The organism is Streptomyces sp. NPDC047002, assembly GCF_040704505.1.
In the GTDB taxonomy this organism is placed as follows: Bacteria; Actinomycetota; Actinomycetes; order Streptomycetales; family Streptomycetaceae; genus Streptomyces.
On the sequence record NZ_JBEYWC010000010.1, the window covers coordinates 157,669 to 172,572 of the forward strand.

Consider the following 14,904-nt stretch of genomic DNA (forward strand, 5'->3'; position numbering starts at 1 on the left):
CCCTCGCGGCCCGCGCGCACGCCCGCCTCCACCACCGCGAGGAAACCATCGCCTCGCTCGACCACGCCTGTGCCGCCCTGGAGCAGCTGCCTGCCACTGATCCCAAACCCATTCCATCGTGCCCCGGTCCGTTCTCGCGACGGGCCGGAGCACCCTCACGTACAGCGCTGAGGTGCCCGCATGCTCTTCCGCTGGGGCTGGCTGCGCCTCGTGCTCACCGCACCGGTCGTGCCCACCCTCGGCCCCGTCCACCCGCACGCCCTGACCGTCGATCTCTTCGAAGCCACTCTCGTCGCGGCCGCTACTGACCGGCACTTCCTGCCGTACGACAAGGACCGCCGCTGGGGCACGGAGAAGCAGGATGCCGTCCTCCCCGGCAACGTGGTGCACCAACCCGATCACACCCTCGTCCCCACCCTGGGCATCCGAGGCGAGGGAGCAGTGAGGGTCTTCGCCTACGGTCGCTGCGGTGCCGTGCTTCACGGCGCGGCACTGTCCCGCCCCGGACGGCCCGGTCCGCAGGCTCGGCGACTGGCCCGTTCCCGTACGCCGCACTTTCACGGCCTTTGCCGAGACCATGGCGGCTTACGGCTTCGCCTTCCTCGACCGGCCGGTCCAGGCCGGGCGCTGCGGACCGGTTCTCGCCGCTGTCTTCAGCGCGCCGCCATGCGCTGGGGCCGGCGCCGCCTGCCGGCTGCTCCAGACCGAAGTGGGCGGCGCATCGGACTGTCTGTGCCGCGCGGAAGGATTCACCGCCCTTGGGTTCGTGCATGTCAGGACGGTGTGACACACGCCTGGCGCACCCCGACTGCGCACGCGCGGCGGGCCCGGGGCTCAGCGGGGCGTCGCACGGGTCTCGTGCGCCGGGGCGCGGTCGGTGTCCTCGGATGTGGCGGCAGCGGGACCGCCCCTGCCGCCGGGCCTGGCGTTGATCATCAGGAAGGCGGTCACCGACGCGGCGAGCATGATCAGGGCGGCCCAGCCGATGGCGACGGTGAAGCCGTGGGTGACGCCCTCGTTGGTGAGGAGGTGGCGCTGGGCCGCGGTCAGGCGGCCGTTGTTCTCGGCGACCGCAGCGGGGATGTGGCCGGCGAGCCAGGAGCTCGTGATGGTGGCCGCGATGGTGTTCAGCAGCGCGGTGCCGATCGAACCGCCCACCTGCTGCGCGGTGTTGACCGTCGCCGAGGCGACGCCCGCGTCGCGCGGCGCGACCCCGGAGGTCGCGGTGGAGATGGCCGGCATGAAGACGAGGCCCAGGCCGAGGCCCAGCAGGAGCGTGCCGGGCAGGATGTGCGCCGCGTACGTCGAGTGCACGTCGAGGAACGTCAGGAAGTACAGCGCACCCGCCGCCATCAGCAGCCCGGGGCTGATCAGATAGCGCGGCGCGACGCGGTTCAGCAGCCGCGCGGAGATCTGCGTCGAACCGAGGATGATCATCCCGGACATGGGCAGGAACGCGAGGCCCGCCTTGAGCGCCGAGTAGCCGAGGACGTTCTGCAGGTAGAACGTCATGAACAGGAACATCCCGAAGAGGCCGATCGTCGACAGGCATGTCGTGAGCACCGCGCCCCCGCGCGAGCGGTCGCCGATGACGTGCAGCGGCAGCAGCGGGTGCGCCGCCCGGCTCTGCCAGGCCGCGAACACCGCGAGCAGCGCGACGCCGCCGGTGATCAGGGCCAGCACCAGGGACGAGGACCAGCCGCGCGACTCCGCCTCGCTCAGCCCGTACACGATGGCGATCAGGCCGCCGCAGCCGAGGACCACGCCGGGGATGTCGAGGCGCGCGTCGCGGTGCCCCTCGCGGTCGTGCAGCAGCATGAACGCGCCGAGGAGTGCGATCGCGGCGATGGCCACGTTCACGTACAGGCACCAGCGCCAGTCCAGGTACTGCGTGAGCACACCGCCGAGCAGCAGGCCGATCGCGGCGCCGCCGCCGGCGATCGCGCCGTAGATGCCGAACGCCTTCGAGCGCTCCCTGCCGTCGGTGAAGGTCGTCGTCAGCAGCGAGAGCGCGGACGGCGCGAGCACCGCGGCGAACACGCCCTGGAGCGCGCGGGCGCCGAACAGCATGGCCGAGCTCTGCGCGGCGCCGCCGAGCGCGGAGGCGACGGCGAAGCCGACCAGGCCGATCATGAACGTGCGCTTCCTGCCGACCAGGTCGGCGATGCGGCCGCCGAGCAGCAGCAGCCCGCCGAACGCGAGGGTGTACGCCGTGACCACCCACTGCCGGTTGCCCGTGCTGATCCCCAGGTCGCGCTGGGCGGACGGCAGGGCGATGTTCACGATGGTGGCGTCGAGCACGACCATCAGCTGCGCCAGCGCGATGACCGCGAGCGCCCACCAGCGGTGCGCGTCCTGCTGGGGTCCGCCGCGCTCGGCCGCAGGCCTGTCCCGGGTCGCGCCGACTGAGGTGCGGGGGCCAGAGCCCGGGGTGCCTGACGGGGGTGTGGGTGTCGCCGGATTGCTCATCGAGCGTCGTCCTAACAGGAGGATCGCGTGAGGGGGCCCGGACGGGACCCCGTACCCGATTATTATTCATGGTGTGATGAATTAAGTCACCGGGGTCGTGGCTTTTTTCTTCGCGCGGGGCGCAGCCCGCCCTTTCGAGCATGCCAGCACCCGGCGCGGCCTGCGATTCGATGGCCGAGGGCCCGGTGGCCCGGGGCCCCGGCGGGAGCGGTGGCCCGGGCGGCAGGCCCCGCGGCACCGGCCGCACTGTCCGTGGCATGCGCCAGGATGGGCGGATGGTGGCGAGGCCGACGCGGGCGACGAAGACGACGAAGACGACGAAGGCGATCAAGACGAAGAGGACGACGGGGGCGGCGGGCGGGCGGCCCCCTGCGGACCGGGTGGCCCCCGCGCGCCGCCCCGACGTGCGGCTGCCCCCGCTGGTGCCGTACGAGGGCGCGCTGGAGGCGGACGGCGACTTCGACGGCCTGGAGTTCCTCGCGGCCGACCTGGCGGGGCAGTCGGGCCCGGGCGCGCGGTTCATGGACTGCGCCCTCACGGACTGCGCGCTGGACGAGGCGGCGCTCGGCCGGGCCAGGTTCCTCGACTCGGTCCTCACGCGCGTGCGGGGCGTCGGCACCGAGCTCGGCGGGGCGACGCTGCGGGACGTCGAGGTGGTGGACGCGCGCCTCGGCGGCACCCAGCTGCACGGCGCCGTACTCGAACGGGTGGTGGTCAGGGGCGGCAAGATCGACTATCTGAACCTGCGCCAGGCCCGCCTCACGGACGTGGTCTTCGAGGGGTGCGTGCTCGCCGAGCCCGACTTCGGCGGCGCCGTCCTCACCCGCGTCGACTTCCGCGACTGCGCGCTGCGCCGCGCGGATCTGACGGCGGCGACCCTGAAGGACGTGGACCTGCGCGACGCCGCCGAACTCGACATCGCCAAGGGCTTCGAACGGCTGGCGGGCGCCGTCATCAGCGCCGCGCAACTGCTCGACCTGGCACCGGCGTTCGCGGCGAGCCTGGGCGTGCGGGTGGTGGACTGAGCCGCCGGGCCCGCGGCGCACCCGGGCATTTTGAAGGCCCCGGTCCGTGGGGATGACCGGGGCCTTCGCAGTGCTCCGGCGCAACCCTGGTGTGGGGGGAGGAGGCGGGTGTGAGTCCGCCTCCCGGGGTGGTGCACCGGCAGCGTTCCGTCTGCCCCCGCCCGCTCGATGTATGTCATGTCCCGAGAAAAAGAGTCGGCGGAGATTCCCGGCGCGCCCACCCCGCGCCCACCCCGAGCCCACCTCGCGCCCCCGAGCTGTGCCGTTCGACGGGCCGCCGCTGGGCAGGCGTCGGCGCCGCTGCCGGGGAGTCGTCGGCGGCCGTCGGGTCGCGGCCCGCGGGGTGGCGCCCCGGCCGTCAGCCGCGCAGCGGGACGTCGATGGAGAGCGCGGTGACCTGGAGGACCCCGCCGTCGACCCGCTGGTCGAAGGGGACCGTCAGGTGGGTGGTCGCCGCGGGCGGGGTGATCTCCAGGTACGCGGCGCTGTCCGCCGAGTCGGTGTGCGTCCAGGACAGCACGGACTGGGCCCGGCGCCCCGGCGGGAGGATCAGCGTTCTGACCGCCGGGGTGTCGGCGTACCAGGTCGGTCCCCATTCGGTTCTGGTGCGCAGGGCCCGGTGGCCGGGGCCTTCGAGGCCGAGGCCGGGATAGCCGCGCAGGGCGCAGGTGCGGTGGCTGGTGTTGGTGAGCTGGAGGGTGCTGCCCGCGTGGTTCATGCCGCCCGCCAGAGGCTGCAGGAGCTTCGCGCTCAGGTCGGCGGTGCGGCAGGTGGGGGTGCGCGGGCCTGCCGGTGCCGCGCCCGGCGTGGCCGAGGCGGTGGCCGCGGCCGTAACGGCGAGCAGCAGCGCGCCCGCGGCCGCCGCGGCGGCGGTACGGCCCGTGCGACGCGTGTTCCGCGTGTTGTGCATGGTCGGTTCTCCTTCTTCCGAGCCTCGCCCCCTGATCTCGCGCACTGGGCACGCGGACGGCGCCGCCACGGCTGCCGGGACGAGTACCGCTACGAGTACCGCCCGCGCGGGTCCGGCTCGCGCGACCGCGGCCCCGCTCACCCGGACGGTGCAAGGAGGCCGCGGCCGCGCGGGGCGTTTTTCGTGCGGCCGTGGGCTGGCCCCCGCGCTTACGCGGGGGCAGGCTGGAAGCGCACCGGGGAACTGCGGACAGGGACGCGCATGAAGGATCAGGGGAGCGAGCGGATGCCGGACGAGGCGCCGCGCGACGAGGCGGTACCCGGGGGCCCGCTGGCCGGCGGCGACTGGGAGGCCTCGGACGAGGCGCAGTTCCGTGCCGTCGAGGCGACGCTGGAGGCCGAGGGCCTGCGCCGCGAGGTGGACGGGCTGCGGCACGCGCTGGAGTCCCACCCGGTCATCGACATGGCGCGCGGGGTGGTCATGGCCGCGGGCAGATGCACGCCCGACGAGGCGTGGCGGGTGCTGGTCGAGGTCTCCCAGCACACCAACATCAAACTGCGGGACATCGCGCAGAGCCTGGTCGACGGCGTGGAGGGGCCGTCCCCCGCCCCGCCGGTGCGTGAGGCACTCAACGCGTCGCTCCGCCGCCTCAACGCCACCCGCGACGGCAGCGGCGGCTCCCCGCAGCACTGACTCTGCCCCTGCGCCGGGGCCCCGCCCGCCGGCCGAGCCGCCCGCGCGCGGCCCCGTGCGGCCCCGGCCCGGCGGCGTACGCGCCCCACCGCGCCGCGGGCCGGGGCCGCACGGTCGAGCCGCGCGCCGCGCCGGATGCGTCCCCGCGGTCGCGGCCGTACGCGCCCGGTGCCCGACGCGTACGGCGCCCGGGCGGTGCTACTACGCGGCGCCGCCCGCCGCGGACGTGCCGGTGTCGGGGGCGCTCGCCGCCTCCTCCTGGCCGGGCGCCGCATACGGCCAGCGCAGCAGCGCGCCGAGGCCGCCGGTCGGGCCCTTGAGGCGGCGGGCACGCTCCCGCTCGGCGCGTACGGCCTCGTCGTCCTCGGCCTCGTCCTCGGCCCGGTCGGGGGCCGGCTCGCCGATGCCGTCGCCGCGCTCGTCGGGCGCGGGCCGTACGAGGACGACCTCGGCGCCCGTCATCGTCGCGGCCCGGATCAGGGCGTCGTCGGCGCGCGCGGAGAACGGCTCGGGCGCGCCCAGGTAGCGGGTGTCCGTGCGTCGCATGGCGAGCTGGTCCGGGGCGGCGCCCGCCCAGACCTCGCGGTTGGCGTCCGACCCGTCCGGCTGGAGGAACAGCGTGCCGATGCGGTGCTCCCGCGCCGCCTCGACCAGCGCGGGCACGCCCTCCGCCGCGTCGGCGCGGCCGCCGGACGCCGCGGTGCCCGCGCGGAAGCGGTCGAGTTCCTCGGCCGTGCGGTCCTCGGCGTAGGCCCGCATCGCCTCCGCCACGTCCTCGTCGAGCAGCCTGCTGTCGGCGCCGGGCGCGCGGCCGCCGTGCGGGGACTCCACGACGGCGGCCTTGAGCCCGCGCGGCAGGTGGACCCGCACGGTCCGCCGCTCCCTGTCGTCGCCCGCGAGGAGCACCAGGTCGGCACCGGTCTCGGCGACCTTCGCCGTGAGGGCGTCCGCGGTGTTGCGCGCGTTCTGCTCCCAGGTGTTCTCGACGCTGAGCTGGAAGTGCCGCTCGTCCCACTCGGACGTGGCCGTGCGGTGCACCGGCCAGTCCTCGCCGTCCACGCTGCCGAGCGGCCTGCCGCGCCCGGTCGGCGTGCGCAGCTCGAAGTCGGCGCCTATGCGGTCGATGTACGCGACGAGGCAGCGCGGCTCCGGCGGCGCGAGCTCCAGCAGCGGCGCGACGTGCGGCAGCCGCCCCCAGCTCACCGCGGTCTCCGCCGCCGGCGCGAGGGTGAGGGGCGGTTCGAGCACCACCTCGCCCTCCGTGGCGAAGATCGCGAGGCCGCCGGAGCCGCCGGGCGCCGAGCCCCCGTTGCCGCCGGGGCCGCGGGAACCGCTCGCGCCGTCCGCGCCGTCCGCCGCGTACGCGTCGAGTGCCCCGCGTACGGCCTTGCAGGTGGCCTCGTCGGCGCCCTGCGCGGCGAGGTCGTCGCAGACCTGCCGGCCGAGCAGTGCGCGGCGGCCGTTCGGGGCCTGGTCGGCGGCCGAGGCGTCGACGTACACGGAGGCCCACGGGCCCGGGCGTTCGTACAGGGGCGCGAGGGGTGCGAGGTTCATGTGCTCCTCCTGGTGGCCAGCGGTTTCTGTTGACCGGCGCCGACAGCGCCTGGAACGCGGCGGGTACCCGACGATGTCGGCGCTATACGTCGCCGCGGGAGACGCACAGGGAGACGGGGAGACGGCGCACCCCCTCCGCATGCACGACCTCTCCGCACGCTCGACCTATTTGTGAGGTTTTATCCATTTCATACCGGGGATGTATCCGTTGTGCTTCGGACCGGAGGCATGTCCGTGGGGGCGGTCGGCTGCCTGCCTCCGGGCGTGCGCGCGTCTGGTTCGTGAAGTCGCCCCCCGCGGTAGGAGTCCGTACCGTTCGAGGATGGGTGAGCACAGATGGCAACGAGCGTGTCTTCCCGCACGGCCGCAGCGCGGCCGCGGACCGCGCCGAAACACCCGCACGACGACGCGCCCGACACCTCAGGGGCCTTCGAGCGCCTGGCGCGGCTGACCGGCGAGGGGCCGGGGGCCGAGGCCGAGCGTGAGCGCATACGCCAGGAGGTCGTCACCGCCTGGCTCCCGCTCGCACACCGCATGGCGTGGCGCTACCGCAACCGCGGCGAGTCCCTGGAAGACCTGCGGCAGGTCGCGGCGCTCGGCCTTGTCAAGGCCGTGCGGCGCTACGACCCCGCGCGGGGCATCGCCTTCGAGAGCTACGCGGTGCCCACGGTGGACGGCGAGTTGAAGCGCCACTTCCGCGACTACATGTGGACCGTGCACGTGCCGCGCCGCGTGCAGGACCTGCGCGGGCGCATCCGCAGGGCACGCCAGGAGCTCGCGCAGACCGGCGAGGTGTCGGGCCGCTCCCCGACGAACGCGGAGATCGCGGCCCACGCCGGCCTCACCGAGCAGGAGGTCGCCGACGGCATGGAGGCCATGGAGAGCTTCACGTCGCTGTCGCTCGACGCCCAGTTCCACGGCCCCGCCGACTCCTACGCGCCCGCGCTCGCCGACACCCTCGGCGAGCCCGACCCGGCGATCGACGTGGTGATAGACCGCGAGACCGTCAAGCCGCGCCTGTGCGAACTGCCGCCGCGCGAGCGGAAGGTGCTCTACCTGCGGTTCTTCCGCGACATGACGCAGAGCAAGATCGCCGAGGACCTGGGCGTCTCACAGATGCACGTGTCCCGGCTGCTGAGCCGCTCCTGCTCCCGCATCAGGGAAGAGGTCATGGCCGACCGAGCCTGATCCGGGCCCCGTACGGCCCCGGCGCACGCCGGAGCGCGCCGTACGGCCGCACACCGGGCGCGCCGCCCCGGGCACAGGGCGGCGCGCCCCTTCATGTGCCTGCGGGCAGCGCCCCCGCGCGTGCGCGCCGCGCCGCCCTCACTCGTGGAGGAGCGCCGGATCGACACCCTGAACCTGGTCCACCTGGGGGCCAGCCAGGTCAACGGGTGCAGCGGCTTCCTCGACATGCACGCGCGCGAGGCCCGGGAGGCGGGCGAGACGCTCGCCCTCGTCCTCGCGATCGGCACCATCAACCTCTTCAACCGCCTCAACGTCACCCTCCGGCGGCCCTCCCCCCTCCCGCTCCCCGCGGGGGCACGAGGGCCCGCGGCGCCGGCCCCGCGGCCACCGGCCCGGCGCCGCGGGAACGGGTCCGCCGGCCGGGGGCCGACCGGGCTCAGTCGCCGCGGGCCGTGCTCGCCGCGAGCCAGGTGGCGATGCGGTCCTGCTCGCCGGGGCCCGGACGGCCGTCGAGGGGGAGCATGTCGCCGTGCGGGCCCGTCAGTTCGGCGGTGCGCTGCGGCGAGCGGCCGATCCAGCTCATGCACAGCCGCACCGCCTCCGACACCACGCCGACCGGGACCTCGGCCGTGAAGTGCGCGGTGTCGCGGGTCGCGTGCAGCGGGCCCGTACCGCCGCAGGCCCCCAGCTCCGCGATGCCCCGCAGGAGCGCGTCGGCCGAGGCGGCCCACCACGCCTCGGGCGCGGCAGCGCCCGCGCCCGTCTCCGCGTCCCCGGCCCTCAGCCCGACCGTGATCCTGACCCGCCGTGATGGTGTGCGCATCATGTCCCCGCCGCCGTGCGACCGCTCCCGGGCCCCGGCTCTCCGCGACCCCGTGGCCCGCCAGTATCACCACGCACCCGCCTCCCACGAAGGCGGCGCCACCGCGTCCCCGCAGGCGGCGTGAGACCTACCGCACCCGCGGCCTGTCCCCGCGGGTACCAGGCCCTGCGGCCGCTCCTTCGAGGACTGCGCGGAGGCCGAGCGCCTCACGGAGCGGCCCCCGCTGTTCGGCCGCGTCGCCCCGTACGCGCGCCCCGCGGCGCCCCGCGCCCCCTCACGCCACCCGCAGGTCCGCTATCGCGTCCTCGTCCCAGGCGATGCCGAGGCCCGGGGTCTCCGGCGGGACCACCTGGCCGTCCTCGATCACCAGATCGCTCGTGGTGATCGCGCCGAGCTGCGGGATGTGCTCCACGTACAGGCCCGCGGGGACCGCGCAGGCGAGGCTCGCGTGCAGTTCCATCAGGAAGTGCGGGGCGACCTTGACGTTGAACGCCTCCGCCGCGTGCGCCACCTTCAGCCACGGCGTGATGCCGCCGACGCGCGCCACGTCGACCTGCACGACCCCAGCGGCGCCCGCGCGCAGGTACGCGGCGAAGTGCCCGGCGCTGTACATCGACTCGCCGACCGCGACCGGCACCGTGGTGGCGCGGGCCAGGCGCTCGTGGCCCGCCACGTCCTCCGCGGGCATCGGCTCCTCGAACCACGCGATGTCGAGCGGCTCGTACGTACGCGCGCGGCGGATCGCCTCGGCGCAGGTGAGGGACTGGTTGGCGTCGACCATCAGCTCGAACGCCGGGCCGACCGCGGCGCGCACCGCGGCGAGCCGCTCGGCGTCCTCGCCCGCCGTGGGCTTGCCGACCTTGAGCTTCGCGCCGCGCAGGCCGCGCGCCTGCGCCGCGCCGACGTTCTCCACGAGCGCGTCGGTCGGCAGGTGGAGCCAGCCGCCCTCGGTGTCGTAGACGGGCAGCCGGTCGTGCGCGCCGCCCGCGAGCCGCCACAGCGGCTCGCCCGCGCGCAGGCACCGCAGGTCCCACAGCGCGGTGTCGACCGCGGCGAGCGCGAGCGAGGTGAGGACGCCGAAGGCGGTCGCCCTTGTCGACGCGAGCATCCCGGCCCAGAGGCCCTCGATGTCGCGGGCGTCCCGCCCGACGAGCCCGGCCGCCAGATGGTCGCGCAGCAGAGCGAGCACGGAGGAGCCGCCGGTGCCGATCGTGTACGAGTAGCCGGTGCCGCGCAGCCCGTCCTCGGTCTCCAGCGTGACGAGGATCGTCTCCTGGCGCACGAACGTCTGCGAGGCGTCGGTGCGCAGTGTCTCCGGTTCGATGTCGACCAGCCTGGTGTCGACCTGCTTGATCGTCGTGCTCGGCATGCGGTGCCGCTCGCTTTCGGTGTCCGTGGCCCCGCCAGGGGGGGCGTGCTGGTCCTGCTCGGGTCGTCCGGGCCGCGGCTCGGGCCGTACGGAGCGTGCCGCCGCCCGTACCGCTACGCCGCGCCCGCCCCCGCGGCCGCCGCCTGCCGCCTGTCCCTGCGGCGCCAGTCCTCCTCGATGTCCTCGAGGGAGCGTCCTGCGGTCTCCGGCACCCACCTCAGGACGAAGACGAGGCCGGCGGCGGAGAGCACCCCGTAGATACCGAAGATCCAGAAGTGGATCGCGCCGAGGATGTCGGGGAAGGTCAGCGAGAAGAGGAAGTTGAAGAGGTACTGCGTGAACGTCACCACGCCCATGCCGAGCGCGCGGGCCCGCAGCGGCAGGATCTCGGGGATGTACAGCCAGAACACCGGGCCGAGCCCGAAGCCGAACGCGAAGGTGAAGACGAAGACGCAGACGATGTCGAGCGCCGTCAGGTGCGGAAAGAGCGCGAGCAGGACCAGCGGCACGACCTGCCCGCCCAGGCTCAGCGACAGCAGCTTCCGCCGCCCCATGCGGTCGATCAGGGGCAGGGAGAGCGCCGTGGAGACGACGAGCGCGCCGCCGACGCTGTAGTTGGCGATGATGCCGGTGTCGGTGGCGCCGCCGGTCGCCGAGGCGAAGACCGTCGGCGCGTAGTAGACGACGCCGTTGATGCCGGTGAAGACCTGGAAGAACGTGAGGACGAGCCCGATGGTGAGCGCGGGCCGGTAGCGGTGGAACAGCTCCCGCAGCCCCGCGCCCTGCCGGCCGAGGCTGCCGTGGATCTCCCGCTCCTCCTCCTCGGCCTCGGCGCGGGTGGACCGCAGCCGTACGAGGACGTCGTGCGCCTCCCTGTCCCTGCCGCGCAGGATGAGCCAGCGCGGGCTGTCGGGGCTGAGGCACATCCCCGCGAAGAAGAACAGCGCCGGGACCGCGCCGAGGCCGAGCATCCACTCCCAGGCGCCAATGCCGCGCAGCGCGTCGCCGACGCCGTACGCGACGAGGATGCCGACGTTCACGCTCAGCTGGTAGAGGGCGCTGATCAGGCCCCGGGTCCGCTTGGGCGCCAGCTCGGTCAGGTAGATCAGTCCGAACATGTTGGCGAGGCCCACGCCGAGGCCGAGCACGAAGCGGAACGTCAGCAGGACGGCCACGTCGCCCGAGAGCGCGCAGCCGAGCGAGCCGACGACGAAGACCACCCCGGCCACCAGCAGCAGGTGGCGGCGGTCGAAGCGCTTCGCGGCGAGCGAGCCGGCCACGATCGACGGCAGGGCGCCGAGCAGGATCAGGCTGGTGACCAGGCCCTGCTCCGTGGAGGACAGTCCGAAGGCCTTCGTCGCGAACGGGAGCGCCGTGGCGATCGCGCCGGAGTCGTATCCGTACAGCAGGCCCGCCATGCCGCCGAGGACGGCGACCGCCTTGACGAACCGGGGCAGCGGCGGTGCAGGCGGGGCGGGGTCAGCCATGACGCCTCCAAGGACAGTCAGATTTTTCCTATAGGAAATCTGGGGACCTGGGGAGGTTAAGCAGGCGCGTCCGGCGTACGTCAAGGGGTGCGAGCCATCATTCTCGGTCGAGAACTCCCCGCTTACGGCGGAAAGTACCCCGATGACGCCGCCCGGGCGCCCGACCGGGGTCCGGCGGACAGGGTTCTGCTTTTGCCCTCACTCCTATAGGTTCTGCTCTGGAAACATCGGACAGCTGAACCGTCGGACAGCCGAGCTCGGAGTGGAGCGTGCCGTGCAGCGCATCGCACAGGTGATCAGGTTGAGGCCGGAGAAGCGGGACGAGTACGTGGCGCTCCACCGCGCCGTGCCGGAGCCGGTCCTCGCGCGGCTGCGCGCGAGCCATATCGCCGACTACTCGATCCACCTGCTCGGGGACCGGCTGTTCAGCTACTTCGAGTACCACGGCGACGACCTGGAGGCGGACCTCCGGGCGGTCGCCGCCGACCCGGCGACCCAGGAGTGGTGGAAGCTCACCGATCCCTGCCAGGAGCGCGTCCCCGAGGCCGCCCCTGGCGAGTGGTGGGCCGCGGCCGAGCAGGTCTTCCTGATGGAGTGAGCGTGCCGTGCGGCGCGTGGCCGCGCGGGGCGCCCGTACGGGACCGGGGCGGTGCGGCACCGAGCAGGACCAGGACAGCGTGACACCGAGAAGGACGGCGAACAGCACATGACTCAGACTTCCGACCTCCCACGCGGCGGCGAGTTCCGCGGCCTCGTCGCCGCCGTCACCGGCGGGGCCTCCGGCATCGGCCTCGCGACGGCGCGTGAGCTCGCCGCGCGCGGCGCCGAGGTGTGCGTCCTCGACCTGAACGCCGACGCGGCCCCCGCCGGCCTGCACGGCTTCCCCTGCGACGTCACCGACCGTGCCTCGGTGCAGGCCGCGTTCGCCGCGATCGACCAGCGCTTCGGCCGCCTCGACGTGCTCGTCAACAACGCGGGCATCGGCGCGCAGGGCACCGTCGAGGACAACGACGACGCCGAGTGGGCCCGCGTGCTCGACGTGAACGTCACCGGCATGGCCAGGGCGGCGGCCGCCGCGCTGCCGCTGCTGCGCAAGGGCGCCGCCGCCCGCGCGGGCGACGCCCCGGCGACGGCCGCGATCGTCAACACCTGCTCCATCGCCGCCACCGCGGGCCTGCCGCAGCGCGCGCTGTACTCCGCGAGCAAGGGCGCGGTCCTCGGCCTGACCAGGGCCATGGCCGCCGACCACATCCGCGAGGGCGTACGGGTCAACTGCGTCAACCCCGGCACCGTCGACACCCCCTGGGTCGGCCGCCTCCTCGAAGCGGCCGCCGACCCGGCCGCCGAGCGCGCCGCGCTCAACGCCCGCCAGCCCACCGGGCGGCTCGTCTCCGCCGAGGAGGTCGCCGCCGCCGTCTGCTACCTCGCCGGCCCCTACGCGGGCGCGACCACCGGCACCGACCTCGCCGTCGACGGCGGCATGCAGGGCCTCAGGCTGCGGCCCGCCGAGCCCGCGGGCGGCACCGAGTGACACCCGTACCGCGGCCGGCGGGCGCCGCGCTGCCCACCGAGCCGTTCGGCCGCTCGGGGCTGCGGGTCACGGCGCTCGGCTTCGGCGCGGCCACGCTCGGCGGCCTGTTCGCGCCGCTGTCCGACGAGGACGCGCACGCCGCGCTCCAGACCGCCTGGGACGCGGGCATCCGCTACTTCGACACCGCGCCGCACTACGGCGTCGGCCTCTCCGAGGAGCGCCTCGGCCGCTTCCTCGCGGACAAGCCGCGCGCCGACTACGTCCTGTCGACCAAGGTCGGCAGGCTGCTGGTGCCCGGCACCGGCGATCCCTCGCAGTCCGAGGGCGCCGACGGCTTCTACGGCACCCCCCACCGCGTGCGGGTACGTGACTACAGCGCGGACGGCGTGCGCCGCTCCCTGGACGAGAGCCTGGAGCGGCTCGGCGTCGACCGGATCGACGTCGCGTTCATCCACGACCCCGACGACCACGTCGAGCAGGCGCTCACCGAGGCGTATCCGGCGCTCGCCGCGCTGCGCGACGAGGGCGTGCTCGGCTCGGTCGGGGTGGGCATGAACCAGGTCGCCGTGCCGACGCGGTTCGTCCGCGAGAGCGACATCGACTGCCTGATCGTCGCGGGCCGCTACACCCTGCTCGACGGGGAGGCCGCCCGCGAGCTGCTGCCGCTGTGCGCGGAGCGCGGCGTGGACGTCGTCGGTGCCGGCGTCTTCAACAGCGGGCTGCTCGCCACGCCGGAAGAGAGCCCGACGTTCGACTACGCGGCGGCCCCCGGGCCGCTGGTCGCGCGGGCCCGCGCCATCGCCGCGGTCTGCGCGCGGCACGGCGTGCCGCTGCCGGTGGCCGCGCTGGCGTTCGTACGGGTCCACCCCGCGGTCCGTACGGTCCTCGCGGGCATGCGCAGCCCCGCGGAGGTACGGCAGAACGTGACCTCCGTCACCACCGAGGTGCCCAAGGCGCTCTGGGACGACCTGCGCGCGGCGGGCCTGCTGCCCGCGGGCGCGGTCCTGCCGGGCACCTGACGGACGGCGGACCCGTACCCGCGCCAGGGGATCCTATAGAATCTGGATTCCCCTGATCCGGGTGCGGGGACCGGCCCGCACGGCCGGACGGGCGAGCGGCGAAGGAGGCCGACCGATGGCGGACGACGACGCTCCCGCCCGCTCGGGGGCGCCGGGGGACCCCGGGCCCCGGCCCCGCCAGGTGCTGGCCGACAGCGTGTACGAGGCCGTCAAGGCGATGGTCATGGACCACGCGATCCAGCCGGGCGCCCGCGTCGGCATCGAGGCGCTCGCCCGCGCGCTCGACGTCTCGCCGACCCCCGTGCGCGAGGCCCTGGCCCGCCTCGAATCGGACGGCCTCGTCACCAAGCGCTCCCTCGCCGGCTACCGCGCCACCGAACTCCTCACCCGCGCGGGCCTCGACGAGCTGTTCGAGATGCGCCTCCTCCTCGAACCCCATGCGGCGGCGCTCGCCGCGCGCAACGCGGACGACGCCGACCTCGACGCGATCGAGAACCTCGTCGAGCAGATGCGCCGCCACCCGGGCACCGGCGACCGCTACGCCGTCTACCGCGACTTCGCCGCACTCGACCAGCGCTTCCACGACACCGTCGCGGCGGCCACCGGCCGCGGCCTCCTCGCGGACGCCGTCGGCCGCCTCCACTCCCACCTGCACATCTTTCGCCTGGGCAGCGTGCAGGGCGGCGGCCCCCTCACCCTCGCGGAACACGACCGCATCCTGCGCGCGATCCTCCGCCGCAACCCCGAACGCGCCGCCGACGCCATGCGCGCCCACCTCACCGCCAGCCTCGACCGCCAGCACGCCAGAAGGGACCACCCCCAGGGCGGCTGACCGG

At 74.6% G+C, this 14,904-nt stretch carries 13 protein-coding genes and 1 pseudogene; 8 read left to right on the forward strand and 6 right to left on the reverse strand.

The annotated features are described in order from the left end of the window. Positions 1–834: 834 nt before the first annotated feature. A complete protein-coding gene (locus AB0910_RS12910) occupies positions 835–2,469 on the reverse strand; it encodes an MFS transporter (RefSeq protein ID WP_366744607.1) in 1,635 nt (544 codons plus the stop codon). A gap of 257 nt (positions 2,470–2,726) precedes the next feature. Here AB0910_RS12910 and AB0910_RS12915 point away from each other — a divergent pair, with 257 nt between their 5' ends. Beyond that, positions 2,727–3,494, forward strand: coding sequence for a pentapeptide repeat-containing protein (locus tag AB0910_RS12915; protein ID WP_366744608.1), 768 nt, complete (start codon positions 2,727–2,729; stop codon positions 3,492–3,494). 358 nt (positions 3,495–3,852) lie between these two features. Here AB0910_RS12915 and AB0910_RS12920 read toward each other — a convergent pair whose 3' ends face one another. Further along, on the reverse strand, positions 3,853–4,404 hold the full coding sequence (locus AB0910_RS12920) for a DUF4232 domain-containing protein (RefSeq protein WP_366744609.1): 552 nt from the start codon (positions 4,402–4,404) through the stop codon (positions 3,853–3,855). Positions 4,405–4,665: 261 nt separating this feature from the next. Between AB0910_RS12920 and AB0910_RS12925 the strand changes: the two genes are divergently transcribed. Then, positions 4,666–5,097: an ANTAR domain-containing protein gene (locus AB0910_RS12925; RefSeq protein WP_366744610.1), complete on the forward strand. Its 432-nt coding sequence runs from the start codon at positions 4,666–4,668 to the stop codon at positions 5,095–5,097. A gap of 201 nt (positions 5,098–5,298) precedes the next feature. Here AB0910_RS12925 and AB0910_RS12930 read toward each other — a convergent pair whose 3' ends face one another. After that, on the reverse strand, positions 5,299–6,651 hold the full coding sequence (locus AB0910_RS12930; RefSeq protein ID WP_366744611.1) for a Vms1/Ankzf1 family peptidyl-tRNA hydrolase: 1,353 nt from the start codon (positions 6,649–6,651) through the stop codon (positions 5,299–5,301). Between the two features lie 336 nt (positions 6,652–6,987). Between AB0910_RS12930 and AB0910_RS12935 the strand changes: the two genes are divergently transcribed. Both AB0910_RS12935 and AB0910_RS12940 read left to right on the forward strand, forming a co-directional pair. Then, the gene (locus AB0910_RS12935; RefSeq protein ID WP_366744612.1) at positions 6,988–7,839 is read left to right on the forward strand and encodes a SigB/SigF/SigG family RNA polymerase sigma factor; all 852 of its coding nucleotides are present in this window, start codon (positions 6,988–6,990) and stop codon (positions 7,837–7,839) included. Between the two features lie 93 nt (positions 7,840–7,932). Next, a pseudogene (locus AB0910_RS12940) lies at positions 7,933–8,088 on the forward strand (carboxymuconolactone decarboxylase family protein); the annotation flags it as partial. Positions 8,089–8,275: 187 nt separating this feature from the next. On the opposite strand, the gene AB0910_RS12945 reads toward AB0910_RS12940, so the two are convergent. From AB0910_RS12945 to AB0910_RS12955, 3 genes are all read right to left on the reverse strand, one after another. Beyond that, positions 8,276–8,665 (reverse strand): hypothetical protein, encoded by a 390-nt coding sequence (locus tag AB0910_RS12945; protein WP_366744640.1) that lies wholly within the window; start codon positions 8,663–8,665, stop codon positions 8,276–8,278. Positions 8,666–8,936: 271 nt separating this feature from the next. Next, a complete protein-coding gene (locus AB0910_RS12950) occupies positions 8,937–10,031 on the reverse strand; it encodes a mandelate racemase/muconate lactonizing enzyme family protein (protein WP_366744613.1) in 1,095 nt (364 codons plus the stop codon). A 113-nt stretch (positions 10,032–10,144) separates the two neighbouring features. Beyond that, entirely contained in the window at positions 10,145–11,518 is a 1,374-nt protein-coding gene (locus tag AB0910_RS12955) for a sugar porter family MFS transporter (RefSeq protein WP_366744614.1), read from the reverse strand. A 274-nt stretch (positions 11,519–11,792) separates the two neighbouring features. On the opposite strand from AB0910_RS12955, the gene AB0910_RS12960 reads away from it, so the two are divergent. The 4 genes from AB0910_RS12960 (at position 11,793) to AB0910_RS12975 (ending at position 14,900) form a co-directional block, all read left to right on the forward strand. Next, on the forward strand, positions 11,793–12,116 hold the full coding sequence (locus AB0910_RS12960; RefSeq protein ID WP_366744615.1) for an L-rhamnose mutarotase: 324 nt from the start codon (positions 11,793–11,795) through the stop codon (positions 12,114–12,116). A gap of 108 nt (positions 12,117–12,224) precedes the next feature. Continuing rightward, entirely contained in the window at positions 12,225–13,049 is an 825-nt protein-coding gene (locus AB0910_RS12965; protein ID WP_366744616.1) for an SDR family oxidoreductase, read from the forward strand. Next, complete coding sequence (locus tag AB0910_RS12970; protein ID WP_366744617.1) at positions 13,046–14,068, forward strand: aldo/keto reductase; 1,023 nt, start codon at positions 13,046–13,048, stop codon at positions 14,066–14,068. The genes AB0910_RS12965 and AB0910_RS12970 overlap by 4 nt, the downstream gene beginning before the upstream one ends. Before the next feature lie 115 nt (positions 14,069–14,183). Beyond that, the gene (locus tag AB0910_RS12975; RefSeq protein ID WP_366744618.1) at positions 14,184–14,900 is read left to right on the forward strand and encodes a GntR family transcriptional regulator; all 717 of its coding nucleotides are present in this window, start codon (positions 14,184–14,186) and stop codon (positions 14,898–14,900) included. Positions 14,901–14,904: the final 4 nt, after the last annotated feature.

Coding starts and splice junctions, on each gene's coding strand:
- AB0910_RS12915 (WP_366744608.1), top strand. CDS start 2,727: ATGCGCCAGGATGGGCGGATGGTGGCGAGGCCGACGCGGGCGACGAAG.
- AB0910_RS12965 (WP_366744616.1), top strand. CDS start 12,225: ATGACTCAGACTTCCGACCTCCCACGCGGCGGCGAGTTCCGCGGCCTC.
- AB0910_RS12950 (WP_366744613.1), bottom strand. CDS start 10,031: ATGCCGAGCACGACGATCAAGCAGGTCGACACCAGGCTGGTCGACATC.
- AB0910_RS12920 (WP_366744609.1), bottom strand. CDS start 4,404: ATGCACAACACGCGGAACACGCGTCGCACGGGCCGTACCGCCGCCGCG.
- AB0910_RS12910 (WP_366744607.1), bottom strand. CDS start 2,469: ATGAGCAATCCGGCGACACCCACACCCCCGTCAGGCACCCCGGGCTCT.
- AB0910_RS12955 (WP_366744614.1), bottom strand. CDS start 11,518: ATGGCTGACCCCGCCCCGCCTGCACCGCCGCTGCCCCGGTTCGTCAAG.
- AB0910_RS12935 (WP_366744612.1), top strand. CDS start 6,988: ATGGCAACGAGCGTGTCTTCCCGCACGGCCGCAGCGCGGCCGCGGACC.
- AB0910_RS12945 (WP_366744640.1), bottom strand. CDS start 8,665: ATGATGCGCACACCATCACGGCGGGTCAGGATCACGGTCGGGCTGAGG.
- AB0910_RS12975 (WP_366744618.1), top strand. CDS start 14,184: ATGGCGGACGACGACGCTCCCGCCCGCTCGGGGGCGCCGGGGGACCCC.
- AB0910_RS12925 (WP_366744610.1), top strand. CDS start 4,666: ATGAAGGATCAGGGGAGCGAGCGGATGCCGGACGAGGCGCCGCGCGAC.
- AB0910_RS12930 (WP_366744611.1), bottom strand. CDS start 6,651: ATGAACCTCGCACCCCTCGCGCCCCTGTACGAACGCCCGGGCCCGTGG.